The organism is Jejuia pallidilutea, from assembly GCF_002973595.1.
GTDB classification, from domain to species: Bacteria; Bacteroidota; Bacteroidia; order Flavobacteriales; family Flavobacteriaceae; genus Jejuia; species Jejuia pallidilutea.
Window position 1 is genome coordinate 1 of record NZ_PVEO01000002.1, and the last position, 13851, is coordinate 13851.

A 13851-nucleotide genomic window follows, 5' to 3' on the forward strand; every position below is an offset into this window, starting at 1 on the left:
TAGCCCTGGACAGCTGTTTTCGGGGTTTTTGTGTACGTTAATTTAAAAAGAAACACTCGTATTTACAAGGGATGTGATTTTTATGAATGTGCCTCTTAAACCTTATTGAAATTATTAACCACAATTTTTCTTTTTCCAGATTTTAATACTGGTATCTCTTTCACATACTCTATTTTTAAATTGGCATCTTCACCTAAGACATTTTTGAAAAACTTTAAGAAGTGAGCTTCTTTGGTAAATTTATTATTTATACAATTTATCTTTAATATATAATCTTTCTTTCCATTTTGAATAATTTGAAATTGCTCTAACTCACTATATTCATAAAGTGTGGTATGTACAACAAATGGACTTATTACATTCCCAGACGTATCTATAAGCATATCAGATATTCTGCCATGAATAGTTTTTAGTACTGGAAAATCATTATTAGTATTACATTCTCCCAAAACCCCAACGTCGCCTGTATCATATCGTATCATAGGTGTTGACAGATTGTACAAATCGGTAATTACGATACGACCTAACTCCCCTTTTTTTGCAGGATTATCAGAATGCATTTCAAGTACTTCAACAATATAACTTGCCCAGTTTATTTTAAAATTATTGCTATTTTTTGTTTGTTGGGCTATTATACCATTTTCAACATTAGAATATCTAGAAACAGTAGAGCAATTAAAATAAAAATCCATTTTTTGCTTAACAACGTCTGTTATTGCTTCAGACATAGCTATCGCAGAATTAATCTTACAGTCAATTTTCGCTGCATTATTTTTTTCTAAATACTTACAAATTTTTTCAAAACCAGAAGCATACCCAAGCCACCCCATAGGCACTTTTGTTCTCTCTAGCTTATTCAATAATCGTTTAATACCAGCGTCATCTAAATCCTCTATATGAATTTGCTCTATATTTTGTAAATAGGCAATTATTCTATTTTTTCTGTAATATTTAGACCATAATCTTAAATACAGTAGTTTTTCACCTAAAGTAAAACCTGAGTCTTTTGCAAAATATAATGTATCAGCAGTATTTCGTATTTGTTTTAGTTTACTCTGGTATATAGAAAACGGCGTACCTGTTGAACCGCTAGTACTTACCTTATTAAGGTCTTCCTTGTTAAGTTCTTGTAAAGTAATTGAGTTAAATTGTGCTTTAATGTCGCCTTTATTCAACACTGGGAAATCTCGTAGATTTTTATAACCTTTATATTTTGAATAAAATATAGAACGAGTAACTGCTGTATCCAACAAAACATTTAGGACTTTTTTGTTTTTAGCTTTAAGCGCTTCGAAACTAAGATTATTTAAACTATGTTCAATATCTTTTAAATTTGTCTTAATTTTTCCTCCCTTAAGATAGTCTAAAGTCCAAAAAGCTGTATTTCTAACTCTTGTTCCAAAATGCATAATTATATTGTGATGAAGATTTCTTGATTTATGCTAGGATAATAGTTTCTCAATAGTACGTTAATTTTACTTCATATCAAAATAATCATTTACAAATCAATTAGACATTCCTTTTTTTAGGGCCATAAACTTGCAATAGGGTAATTTTTGGTAAAACGTTGTTATAGTTAATGATTACGCAGAAATAAGTTTGTAATGCGTGTAATAAGTGAAGTTTAATTTATAGTGAAGGTAAATTTTTTATCTACTTCTATATTAGTGCAACAAGATTAAAACAAATTAATTTTTATTTATGTAGTCTGCTATAAGACGCGCAATAATACTGCGCCCATTATTGTTCCAATGCTTATCGTATAATAGGTCTGTAGGTTTATTTGATGCTTCAAGCGCTTTAGAGAAATCTATGTAACGAAAACCATTATTATCAAGGTAATCTAGAAACATTTTTGGCGTTTTACTTTTATCTATCAATAAAGTATAACGCCTTTTATCGTATCCATATAAATGGATTAAGTTTTTAAAATTTTTTAAATATGTTTTATTGTTCTCGGTGTCTTTTAAAAGCTGTTCTTCTTCTGTAAGTTCTGTTTTCTGCTTATTGTTTCCTTTAAAAAATGATATTAGCTTACCTGGAGCTTTTCTAACGGGGTCTATTATACCTATACTTTGTGCGTAGGCCAATATTTTAATCTCACGTAGCGTTTTAAACAAAGGGGTTTCTAAGCGCATTCTATCCTTCACTACAACATATTCGCCTCTTGTTAAATCATTTTCAAATTTTAACCCAAAAATTACATGATCAATTAAATCAAATTCCTTTTTGTATGAGTGTACTAAATGTAACTGATCTGCAAAATCATAGCCTGCATACCCAAACTCATAAATGTCAATATCCTTAATCCTGTTTTCAATCTTTTTACCTATGGAATTATAATAATGTTGATGAAAGCCTTCTATAAATGAGTCGCCAACAAGTGCTACCTCTATTTTATCTTTCGTGGGATTGTACTCGCGATAAGAATTAAAACCTGAATTATTTATATGGTATTCTGAAAAATTCTGTCTTCTATTTCCTGTTACAGAGAAACCAGATTGATTAGGCACCCACTTCTCTACCCCATAGTTGTCTATATATCGTGACGGATAATCTTTTGTTAAATGAAATGCGCGCACATACACCTCTAAAGCGAATACTATTAAAATAGCATAAATAAAACATTTTAAAAATAGCCTTTTCATATGCTTTAAAATTGAAAATATATAAACGACCTATCAATACTACTATCATAAAATAGTAACATTGCCATTATTACAATAGAGTAAATAATAAACCTCACAACTCTAGACTTAAATTTAAAAGGCGACCTTTCATCTTTCCTTATAATATACTCATAAATAACAAATATAAAAATGAGTATATAGTAATCTACCATACGATAACCTAATGGGTGATAATACGGGGCATAATAAAAATTTGAAACGATGCGTTCTATAAAATTAAAGGCATCTGTAATAGATTCTGACCTAAAAAATATTCTAGAAAATGTAACGATAGAAAACGTAAGGAGCACCTGCCCTATTTCTACTAGAGATGGAAAAATTGAATGTTCTCCTACAACAGAATTTTTATAAATAGTATTACGTCCCATTAAAAATACTGGTATAAATGCCAAGGCATGAAATGCACCCCAAAAAATAAACGTCCAATTTGCACCATGCCAAAAACCGCTAACCAAAAATATAATACAAATGTTTCTAACCGATTTTACTTTGCTTACTCTAGATCCTCCTAAAGGAATGTAAACATAATGCCTAAACCAGGTGGATAGAGACACATGCCAACGTTGCCAATATTCTGCCACATTTCTTGAGAAATTGGGGAACTTAAAGTTAGACATTAGTTCTATACCAAAAAGCTTAGCGGTTCCTATAGCAATATCAGAATAGCCACTAAAATCTCCATACACCTGAAAACTAAATAGAGTTACTCCCAAAACTAAAGTAGAAGCGGGATAATTGCCATAATTAGAAAATATATCATCTACTATAGGCGCTATACCATCTGCAACTACAACTTTTTTAAATAAGCCCCACAATATAAGTTTTAAACCAGCAACACATTGCTCATAATTAAATGTTCTCTTAGTTAAAATCTGGGATAATAAATTGGATGCTCTTTCAATAGGACCAGCAACTAACTGGGGGAAAAAACTAACAAACGCCGCAAACCCCAAGAAATCCTTTGTAGGTTTTAATCGTTTATAATAAATATCAAACGAATAGGACATGGTTTGAAATGTATAGAACGAAATACCTACGGGAAGTAAAACACGTAGAGTCCACGTACTTTTTATGTCGTACCCAATTAAATGGCAAGCATCAATCCAAGAATCAATAAAAAAATTAAAATATTTAAAAAAACCTAAAAGCCCAACGTTAAAGACTACACTACACCAAAGCCAAAGTTTTCTCTTGTGTTTTTCTTCATTAGCATGAATTTTTAAGCCAATTAAATAATCAACAACAGTACTCAAGAATATTAAGGAAAGAAACCTCCAGTCCCACCAGCCATAAAAAAAATAACTAGCTAAGAGCAAAAATAGGTTTTGCCCTTTTACTGTTCTTTTTAAAAAGAACCAGTATACTATAAAAACAATTGGCAAAAAGACAAAAAACTCCAGTGAATTAAATACCATAGTTTATTGTTATTTTTATTATTATTTTAAATTGGTATTTAGCAAACCTTGCTTAACTTGATTGGCAGCTTGCTCGTGGCCATAACATGTCCAATGATGATCATAGTCAAACGTCCAGCTTTTTTCATCTTTGCTAGAGTTTAAATGAATTACCTGAAAACCTTGTTGTTTACATAGCTCAATTATCGCCTTATTTGAATTTGGGTGGAATACCAGTATTTTATCATTAATGCTATAATTCTCATTTACATATGATAAAAGAGATTGTATTTCTAAACCATATTTAAAAGATGTATCTTCTTTTTTGGGAGCTACTACTTTCGGTTTTTTTGGCTTCCAGAAGTTAAAATTAATTGGAAACCTATTGTAGAAATAATACGCTAACTTCCAATTATAAAGTAATTTCTTTACACCAGGAGATTTCATTTTACCGTATACAACCTTTTGTGCTTTTAAGTCTACTTGGGTTATATCTTCTAACGGTTTAATGTCTTTTATGCTTTCAATAAAATCACTATTTGTAACATAAATTAAATTTTTAACAGGTTTAAGCGAATCTAGCCGCTTAGAAATCTCGAAAGCTTCAATAAATGAAACTCCAGACCTAGCTGCCTCTAAAAAATTATAATTATTTAGTCTTTGTTTTAACAAAACAGCTTGGTGGCATTCACTAGGGTTCATGAAGTTTTCTATGAAAGAATCCCCAATGATAGTTACCAAATTATCGTAACTATTAGGTAATTCCCCAGGCCAACCGAGTTCATTAATCTGCCAAGTATGTGTACCTTTTAACCAATATCCTGTTTGATTAGGATAATACTTTTGAATGCCATCTTTGTCTATTCTACGTTGAGGAATATCAGACACGGCATGTGTTACACGAACTACTATTTCACCAACAATAAGTGAAACCAAGAAAAATAAAATTATATTTCTAAAAAATTTAATCATACTTAAAATTGAAAGTAAATAAACTCCTGCTGTTCCCCAGTAAAACTAAACATTAAAACAATAATTAATATATAAAATCCCCATCTAAGCGGCTTGTTTAGAGCATCTATTTTGTCTATAGCGTATTCTCCCCTTCTTCCCATCCATTCAATACCAATAAAAAATAATATTAAATACATTATAGTGGTTGGGAATATTTGAAAATTAGAAAATAATGAAACATTAAAAATACCCTTTAAAAATAAAAAAGCATGCGTAACTGAATCTGCTCTAAAAAATACCCAAGCAATTAATGTTAAAAAGAATGTAATTGCCATTTGTGATAACTCCTTCACACTTGGCAAAACACTATGCATTGCTACCATGTCTGTATTTATCCTGTTTTTATTAGTAAGCATAAGAGGTAAGAAATAAATAGCATTTAAGGCACCCCAAACTATAAATGTCCAATTAGCACCATGCCAAAAACCACTTACTAAAAAAATAATGAATGTATTTTTTATTTTCATGCTGGTACCACCTCTACTTCCTCCTAATGGTATATATAAATAATCCCTAAACCAAGTAGATAGAGAGATATGCCATCTTCTCCAAAACTCAGCAATATCTCTAGAAAAGTAAGGGAATGCGAAATTTCTTTTAAGGTTAAAACCAAATAATCTTGAAACACCTATAGCTATATCTGAGTAACCTGAAAAATCACCGTATATTTGAAATGCAAAGAAAAACGCTCCCAATAACAATGTACTACCCGAATAATCTTCGTAGTTATTAAATATAATATTAGCGTATTTAGCACAATTATCTGCAATTACTACTTTTTTAAATAAGCCCCACAATACTTGGCGCATTCCATTTACTGCTAATTTGTAATTAAATTTGCGCTGCGTATAAAACTGAGGTAATAAATTAGTTGCACGTTCAATAGGTCCTGCTACTAACTGAGGAAAAAAGCTAACAAATGCTGTAAATGCAACAAAATCTTTTGTGGGTGTTAATTTTTTGTTATAAACGTCTATAGTATAACTTAATGTTTGAAACGTATAAAAGCTTATACCTACCGGCAAAATAATCTTTAAAGTGCTAATTTCTAGTGGTTGCCCTAGAAGTGTAAAAGAGTCTACCAAACTTTGTACAAAAAAATTATAATACTTAAAAAAGCCTAAAAACCCTAGATTTACACAAATGCTAATCCATAGTAACAATTTTCGTTTCTTTTTTGACTCTGATTTACTAAGAAGTAAGCCAATAGAGTAATCTACGATTGAGCTAAATGCAATTAATGAAAGAAATCTCCAATCCCACCAACCATAAAAAACATAGCTAGAAACTGCTATAAGTAGGTTTTGAGCCTTTAAATATTTTGCTGTAACAAACCAATACAAAATGAAAACTATTGGTAAGAAAACAAAAAACTCTATAGAATTAAATAACATATAAAGTGAATAAGTAGGTTTTTTTGGTTATTGTAAATATGGGTAAATATCTTTTAAGTGTACAAGTATATCAAAAATTTTCTATGAATGACACAATTATTACTTTAACAAACATAACACCTAATAAGTAAACAATAAAAAAGCTCCACAAAATGGAGCTTTTATTATAATTAATGTAAAATCAATTAATTACATCTCGTTGAAAATAGAATGCATTAATCGTTTCTTATCGTTTATACTTTCTTCTAAAGATATCATAGTTTCTGTACGATATACCCCGTCTATTTCATCAAGCTTAAATATTACTTCTTTTGCATGTTCTGTATTTCTGGCCCTAATTTTACAGAAAATATTAAATTTCCCTGTAGTTATATGAGCCACAGTTACAAAAGGTATTTCGTTAATACGCTCTAATACAAATTGTGTTTGAGAGGTATTGTTTAGATAAACGCCAACATATGCTATGAAGGAATATCCTAGTTTCTTGTAATCTAGCGTTAAAGAAGAGCCTCTAATTATACCAGATTCTTCCATTTTTTTAACGCGTACGTGTACTGTTCCAGCTGAAATTAAAAGTTTTTTTGCAATATCAGTGAATGGTATTCTTGTATTGTCTATCAACATATCAAGAATTTGATGATCGATTTCGTCTAGTTTGATTTTCCCCATAATTCGATTTTCTTAAATAAAAATCAAAATTAATACATTTTATGTAATAATTATACATTTTTAATGCATTTTATTTCACAAATAATACGATTTTCTCATTATTCAATTTTACGAAAACGTTTGCGCTGTCTATTTTCAATTCATCATTATTAATAGCCAAAACCACACTGCCATTGCCATCTATATGTTTATGAGCATAGTAATTAGTTAAATCGCCTATTTTTTTTACAATTGGCAAGAATATTACCTCCCCATGCTCTAAGCGTTCTTCAAATTGAAAAGCAATATCTACAATCGTTTCCGCTTTGGTATTAGGCCTAACGTTTTTAATAATAACATCAAAAAAAAGTTTCTCGTTTTCTGGTATATTAAAATAATCCTGATACTTCGTACCGTCTACATTATTTTCTGCAATGTATAGCAATGAACTCATGTAAGACATGTAAATAAGCTCTCGTGTTTTTTCTCTGGCATAATCGTTGGCAAAATGGCCAGCTTCAAATAATATAGTTGGTATGTTTTTAGATTGAAACGTATCTCCAACACAATTAATATTAAAAGCATCGTCGTAAACCCCAACTTGATTTGGAATTAATTCTTGCAAAGTTTTATTCATATTTACAATAACCTCCATTGCAACTTTTCGTGTTGGTGTTACTGTACAATCTTTGTCTTGTGCTGGAGCTAAAAACGATATTGTTGCAGAATTGTTTGAATTTCCTGCACTAAATATGGTGCGTTGCCCGTGAAGGTTAAAACAAAAATGAGGTTTAAAATCGTTAAAAACAGTATTTAAAACCACACTTTCGGGTTGTGTTTGGTCTTGTGCGTCCCTGTTTAAATCTACCGTGTTGGCATTTACTCGTGTATAGGCCTTTGCGCCGTCTGGATTTAAAATAGGTATTATACAAAGCGTACATTCCTTCAAAATTGTAGCTGAGATATTGTTACCTGAAATACACGTATTTAAAAAGTCGAAAATTGCCTTTGTTGTTGTTGATTCATTGCCATGCATTTGAGACCACATTAATATTTTTTTTGGCCCGCTACCAATCTTTACAGAGAAAATATCATCGCCTAAAACAGATTTACCAACAATTTTTACTACCGCTTTATTTTTGTATTTAGAAAGTAACGGCTTAATTTTTTCATTAGTAATATACCTATAATAAAGCGTTTGTTCTTTATGTTTTTCAAACAATGCTTGTGTGTCTTTTATATCCATGAGTTTTATTTGGTCTACAAATGTAAACATTTCGTGTTTTACAATTGTAAACAAGGTTTTTTACCACTCTTGCACACATTTGTAAACACAAATTGACGAAAAAACAATGTAAAAGTTTCAAATTATTATATATTAAACAAAAATTTATTTAAAATGTTCTTTTTCAGTATTTTAAATTATTTTATTGAAAGTTAAAATTTAATTATTTAAAAATAAAAACTAGTGTTTTAAACAACTATATCTTACTATTTGTTACATTTGTAAAACAAATCTACATTAAAGTTAATTTACAATGATAAACAGCGAAGCTTTCACTAAACGACTGCAAAAAATCATAGAATATTATGGTGAAACCGCTTCTTCTTTTGCAGAAAAAATAGGTGTGCAACGCTCTAGTATTTCGCATATATTATCTGGGAGAAACAAACCGAGTTTAGAATTTGTTTTAAAAGTTTTATCAACTTTTCCTGAGGTAGAATTATACTGGTTGTTAAATGGCAAGGGCACTTTTCCAAATATTACTACTTCAGAAAAAATAGCGCACGCACCTACTCCTTCAAATATTTCAAAAGAAATAGTTGAAGCCAAAATAGCTTCAAATAAAAAAATAGAACGCATTGTTATTTTTTATTCCGATGGTAGTTTTGAAAATTTCGAAAAATAACACTGTAGTTTGTAGATTTGCAATAAATACTTTTTAAAATGAAAAATACCCTCCTACTATTGTCCGTATTACTTTTGTCGTCTTGTTACCAATCTGAAAGAAATTGTACAGATTTTAAAACTGGAAAATTCTACAGCGAATCAACCACTAATGGTGTTCTATATACATCAGAATTCATTAGAACAGAAACATTGCAAATTGAGACTTACAACAATCGTGTAGATTCTTCTGAAGTAAGGTGGATAAACGATTGTGAGGTAATTTTTAGAACTATTAACCCTAAGAACATGGCTGAACAAAAGGATATACATCTTAAAATTCTAACCACAACCGATTCGTCTTACACTTACGAATATTCGTATGTTGGTGAGGTGAATAAAGCCAAAGGTACTGCTTACAGAAAATAACAACTTAATCAAAGGGATATAAAAAAGATTCTACTGTGTTGAACTCTACTGTTTTATCATCATTTATATAGTAGGCAACAAACACCTCGCCCCAATATTCTCCATCCGAAAAATCGGCTATTATCCATTTATGGTTTAATAGTTTTACTGTATTTATAAGCATTTTTCTACCTTCAGAAGAAGCATAAGGCACTACGGGATGCTGCCCCTTAAATTCGTTTGTACTATAAATCGCATCCTTTATTAGCGGTATAAGTTCGCTAACATCATAACCATCTTTTTCAAAATAACTAATTGCATCTTCGTTACGCTCCAAGTTAAAGTGTGAAAGATTCAATATTTGGTCTTGCAGAATAATTAAAGAGTCTTTCAAAGCTGAAACTTTAGAGTTTGCGCTGTCCAATTTTCTATTTTGGTTTTCAAAAATACGTTTTGCATTAGCGTATTGAAAAACCACCAACAGTAACGTAAACACAAACAGGTACATAAAAATTCTTCGTTTCATCTTTATTAAATTGTAATTTTTAAATTATCGTAGGCTAAAAACACATTTTCTGGCAATTGTTTTTGCACTTCCGCATGAAAGCCCAACATATGGCTAATATGTGTTAAATAGGCACGTTCTGGATTTATTTTTTTTATAAACTCCAAAGCCTCTTCTAAATTAAAATGAGAATAATGCGGCTCAATTCTTAGTGCATTTACCACAAGCGTTTTAACGCCTTTTATTTTATCTATTTCTTTTTTGGGCATATAGTTAATATCGGTAGTATAGCAAAAATCGTTTAACCGAAAACCAAAAACGTCTAATTTAAAGTGCAACCCCTTTACCGGCAAAACTGTTAAGTTGCCTATTTTAAATGCCTTGTTTTTTAGTTTATTAATTTTTACGGTAGGAGCTCCAGGGTACTTATTTTCAGTTTCAAAAATATAATCGAAGCGTTTTTTTAATGATTTTATTACCCTTTTGTGAGCATAAATAGAAATATCGCCCTGTTTAAAGTAAAATGGCCTAATATCGTCGAGTCCTAAAACATGATCGGAATGTTCGTGGGTAAATAAAATACCATCGATTTTCTCACAACCGCAACGCAACATTTGCTGCCTAAAGTCCGGACCACAATCTATTACATAACTATAATCATCCCATTCTATTAAAACTGATGTTCTTAAACGTTTATCCCTAAAGTCATTACTTAAGCAAACAGGATGCTTACTCCCTATTACAGGAATACCTTGCGATGTGCCAGTACCTAGAAAAGTAACCTTCAAAATGTATGGTTTTTAAAACAAAAATAGGGTTATTTTTTTGTAAACTATGGTTATTTGGTATCTTTACGCAAAAATTGTATTAACCTATATAGCTTATGGAAATTAGCATACATGGTGACAGAGAATTTGATGATATTCCTTCATTAAAATCGAAAGCTCTCAGAATAAATCTTAATCAAAATATTTACGGATCATTTGCTGAAATTGGCGCTGGACAAGAAACCGCTAGACATTTTTTTAGAGCTGGTGGTGCCTCTGGTACAATAGCCAAGGCAATGTCTGCTTACGACAAAGATTTTAGTGATGCTATCTATGGAATGGAAGATGATAGGCGCTACGTTACCGAATCTAGATTGCGCAAAATGCTTTCGCATGAAATGGCATTAATGGAAGAGCGTATTACTAGAGATAAAAACCCTGACAAAATATTTTTTACCTACGCCAACACGGTAGCAACTATAGATTTTGCTAAGCAGTTTAAAGGCCATGGCTGGGTAGGAATTAAATACCAAGTTGAAGCTGGCGCAGAGTACAACGAAATTATTCTTCATATAAGATTTAAGGAAACCGATGCACGTTTGCAACAAGAAACCCTAGGGGTTTTAGGCACAAACCTTATTTACGGCGCATTTTACAAGTATAACGAACCAAAAAAATTACTACGTTACTTGTACGACCATTTAGATAAAGACCAACTGGAAATAGATACCATAAATTTCTCTGGCCCAGTATTTAAAAATGTAGACAACCGCTTAATGAGTTTGCAATTGGTTAAAAACGGTATGACGGATGCCGTAATGTTTGGCCCTGACGGAAACAACGTTTTACCCGCTCGCATATTCTACAAGAAAAATATACTTGCACTTAGAGGTAGTTTTAGGCCTGTTACAAAGGTGAATATGGCTATGTATGAGAAATCATACGAGATATTTGTAAAAGAAAATAAAGTAGACCCTGAAAAAACAGTTGTTGTTTTTGAAATAACGCTTTCTAACCTTCGTGCTGAAGGCAAAATAGATGAACAAGATTTTATTGATAGAGCAGATTTATTATGTGCTCTGGGACAATCTGTAATGATTTCGAATTTCCAGGAATATTACAAAGTGGTAGAATACTTCTCTAAATATACCAAAGCAAGAATGGGACTAGCTATGGGAGTTAGTAATTTGGTGGATATTTTTGACGAAAAATACTATAGGCACATTAGTGGTGGTATTCTAGAAGCATTTGGCAAATTATTCTTTAAGGATTTAAAAGTATACCTATACCCAATGTTTGATCCTGAAACAGGAGAATTGATAAATAGTGAGAATCTTAAGGTTTATCCGCGTATGAAAGAACTATACAAATTCTTTAAATACAATGGCAAGGTAATAGACATTAAAGATTACGATGAAAGCATTATGAATATTTTCTCTAGAGAAGCATTACAAATGATAGAGACAGGAGAACCTGGTTGGGAAGAAATGCTTCCAGAGGGTACCGCAGATTTAATAAAAGACTTTAGATTATTTGGTTATACCAGAAGACCTTTAAAACCTCTTACCTTAAAGCGCAGAACTGTTGCAAAGAAAAAATAGAAAATAAGGTCTGAAGCGTATTATTTTACACAATAAACTTTTCAGACCTATATTTTATGCATCTAGTATTTGTGCTGCGTGTGCCTTAGTTTTTACTTTTAATATTACATCTTCAATTACTCCGTTCTCATCAATTACAAAAGTAGTTCTATGAATACCATCGTATTCCTTACCCATAAATTTTTTAGGGCCCCAAACACCAAAAGCCTCAATTACCGATTTATCTTCATCTGCTAAAAGCGGATATTTAAATCCGTATTTGTTTTTAAAATTAGATTGTCGTTTAGCGCTATCTGCACTTACACCCAAAATTTCATAACCCTGAGCCTGAAAACGCTCAAAATTATCATTTAGATCGCATGCTTCTGCTGTACACCCTGGCGTACTTGCCTTTGGATAAAAGAATACCACAAGTTTCTTTCCTTTATAATCACTTAATTGAACTGTGTTTCCTTGCTCATCTAAGGCTTTAAAATCGGGTGCCTTATCCCCTGCTTTTAATGTTGTCATATCTTTTTTTTGTTTAATAATTCATTAACTTTGTTTGACAAAAATACAACCTAATGACCAAACAAGAAAGTGTAGCCTTCGTTATAAAAACGTTAAATGATATTTACCCACATATTCCTATTCCTTTAGACCATAAAGATCCTTACACATTATTAATAGCCGTTTTACTATCTGCCCAAAGTACCGATGTTCGCGTAAACCAAATCACGCCGCTTTTATTTGAAATTGCCGATAATCCCTATGATATGGTAAAACTATCTGTGGAAGAAATTAGAGATATTATAAAACCCGTAGGTTTATCGCCAATGAAAAGCAAAGGTATTTATGGTTTATCAAATATTTTAATTGAAAAGCATAACGGAAAAGTTCCTAAAAGTTTTGAAGCGCTAGAAGCACTTCCAGCTGTTGGCCACAAAACAGCAAGTGTAGTAATGTCTCAAGCCTTTGGTGTTCCTGCGTTTCCTGTAGACACCCATATTCACCGATTAATGTATAGATGGAATTTAAGCTCGGGCAAAAACGTGGTTCAAACCGAGAAGGATGCTAAACGACTGTTTCCTAAAGAGCTATGGAACGACTTACATTTACAAATTATTTGGTATGGACGTGAATACTCTCCTGCCCGTGGTTGGGATTTAGAGAAAGATGTGATTACTAAAACTATTGGCAGAAAATCGGTTATAAAAGACTATTATAAAAAGAAAAAATCCTGATTTTCAAGTCAGGATTTCTTTAAATATCAATTAAGAAGTATTTCAAATTTCTTCTCTTTGCCTTTAACTACATCTAAAGCCTTAGAATAATTTAAAAGAAAATTAATTGTTTCGTCTTTAGGCTTAAGAGGCTTTGTATTTTCAATTGAGTTTTCGGAGTAAAGTTTTGCCATTTTACTAATTTAAGGGTTAATTCAAAATAATAACGCAGCAAACTTTTTTATATTGTATAGTATTTTTGTTTTGTATTAAGAGACATTCTGGAAAGCAGCATTTCTATTGGCTATAACTACACCTAAAACTCTAGACTTAACTTGTA

15 protein-coding genes are annotated in these 13851 nt (G+C 31.3%); 4 read left to right on the forward strand and 11 right to left on the reverse strand.

The features are described 5' to 3' along the window. Window positions 1–95 precede the first annotated feature (95 nt). The 7 genes from CLV33_RS03595 to CLV33_RS03625 form a co-directional block, all read right to left on the reverse strand. On the reverse strand, window positions 96–1409 hold the full coding sequence (locus CLV33_RS03595; protein ID WP_105472750.1) for a phenylacetate--CoA ligase family protein: 1314 nt from the start codon (window positions 1407–1409) through the stop codon (window positions 96–98). A gap of 279 nt (window positions 1410–1688) precedes the next feature. Then, window positions 1689–2648 carry a hypothetical protein gene (locus tag CLV33_RS03600; RefSeq protein ID WP_105472751.1) on the reverse strand — a complete coding sequence of 320 codons (960 nt, stop codon included), beginning with the start codon at window positions 2646–2648 and terminating at the stop codon, window positions 1689–1691. 5 nt (window positions 2649–2653) lie between these two features. Further along, window positions 2654–3943 carry an MBOAT family O-acyltransferase gene (locus CLV33_RS03605; protein ID WP_317045148.1) on the reverse strand — a complete coding sequence of 430 codons (1290 nt, stop codon included), beginning with the start codon at window positions 3941–3943 and terminating at the stop codon, window positions 2654–2656. Between the two features lie 183 nt (window positions 3944–4126). Next, window positions 4127–5056, reverse strand: a complete 930-nt coding sequence (locus tag CLV33_RS03610) for a hypothetical protein (RefSeq protein ID WP_105472753.1) — start codon at window positions 5054–5056, stop codon at window positions 4127–4129. A gap of 2 nt (window positions 5057–5058) precedes the next feature. Then, complete coding sequence (locus CLV33_RS03615; protein WP_105472754.1) at window positions 5059–6492, reverse strand: MBOAT family O-acyltransferase; 1434 nt, start codon at window positions 6490–6492, stop codon at window positions 5059–5061. A 189-nt stretch (window positions 6493–6681) separates the two neighbouring features. Then, complete coding sequence (locus CLV33_RS03620; protein ID WP_042243383.1) at window positions 6682–7161, reverse strand: Lrp/AsnC family transcriptional regulator; 480 nt, start codon at window positions 7159–7161, stop codon at window positions 6682–6684. A 70-nt stretch (window positions 7162–7231) separates the two neighbouring features. After that, window positions 7232–8416 carry a M14 family zinc carboxypeptidase gene (locus CLV33_RS03625; protein WP_244906377.1) on the reverse strand — a complete coding sequence of 395 codons (1185 nt, stop codon included), beginning with the start codon at window positions 8414–8416 and terminating at the stop codon, window positions 7232–7234. Window positions 8417–8678: 262 nt separating this feature from the next. Between CLV33_RS03625 and CLV33_RS03630 the strand changes: the two genes are divergently transcribed. Next, window positions 8679–9050, forward strand: a complete 372-nt coding sequence (locus CLV33_RS03630) for a helix-turn-helix domain-containing protein (protein WP_105472755.1) — start codon at window positions 8679–8681, stop codon at window positions 9048–9050. 38 nt (window positions 9051–9088) lie between these two features. Continuing rightward, the gene (locus CLV33_RS03635; protein ID WP_105472756.1) at window positions 9089–9457 is read left to right on the forward strand and encodes a DNA topoisomerase IV; all 369 of its coding nucleotides are present in this window, start codon (window positions 9089–9091) and stop codon (window positions 9455–9457) included. A 4-nt stretch (window positions 9458–9461) separates the two neighbouring features. On the opposite strand, the gene CLV33_RS03640 is transcribed toward CLV33_RS03635, so the two are convergent. Together CLV33_RS03640 and CLV33_RS03645 are read right to left on the reverse strand one after the other, a co-directional pair. Next, complete coding sequence (locus CLV33_RS03640) at window positions 9462–9962, reverse strand: hypothetical protein (RefSeq protein WP_042243375.1); 501 nt, start codon at window positions 9960–9962, stop codon at window positions 9462–9464. 5 nt (window positions 9963–9967) lie between these two features. Continuing rightward, window positions 9968–10729, reverse strand: a complete 762-nt coding sequence (locus tag CLV33_RS03645; RefSeq protein WP_105472757.1) for an MBL fold metallo-hydrolase — start codon at window positions 10727–10729, stop codon at window positions 9968–9970. Window positions 10730–10824: 95 nt separating this feature from the next. Here CLV33_RS03645 and CLV33_RS03650 point away from each other — a divergent pair, with 95 nt between their 5' ends. After that, window positions 10825–12309 carry a hypothetical protein gene (locus CLV33_RS03650; RefSeq protein WP_042243367.1) on the forward strand — a complete coding sequence of 495 codons (1485 nt, stop codon included), beginning with the start codon at window positions 10825–10827 and terminating at the stop codon, window positions 12307–12309. A 54-nt stretch (window positions 12310–12363) separates the two neighbouring features. Here the strand turns inward: CLV33_RS03650 and bcp are convergent, their stop codons facing one another. Then, window positions 12364–12819 carry a thioredoxin-dependent thiol peroxidase gene (gene bcp / locus CLV33_RS03655; protein ID WP_045372521.1) on the reverse strand — a complete coding sequence of 152 codons (456 nt, stop codon included), beginning with the start codon at window positions 12817–12819 and terminating at the stop codon, window positions 12364–12366. A 53-nt stretch (window positions 12820–12872) separates the two neighbouring features. Here bcp and CLV33_RS03660 point away from each other — a divergent pair, with 53 nt between their 5' ends. Continuing rightward, window positions 12873–13532: an endonuclease III domain-containing protein gene (locus CLV33_RS03660; RefSeq protein ID WP_105472758.1), complete on the forward strand. Its 660-nt coding sequence runs from the start codon at window positions 12873–12875 to the stop codon at window positions 13530–13532. Window positions 13533–13558: 26 nt separating this feature from the next. On the opposite strand, the gene CLV33_RS17485 is transcribed toward CLV33_RS03660, so the two are convergent. Continuing rightward, window positions 13559–13705, reverse strand: a complete 147-nt coding sequence (locus CLV33_RS17485) for a hypothetical protein (RefSeq protein ID WP_170063968.1) — start codon at window positions 13703–13705, stop codon at window positions 13559–13561. Between the last annotated feature and the right edge of the window lie 146 nt (window positions 13706–13851).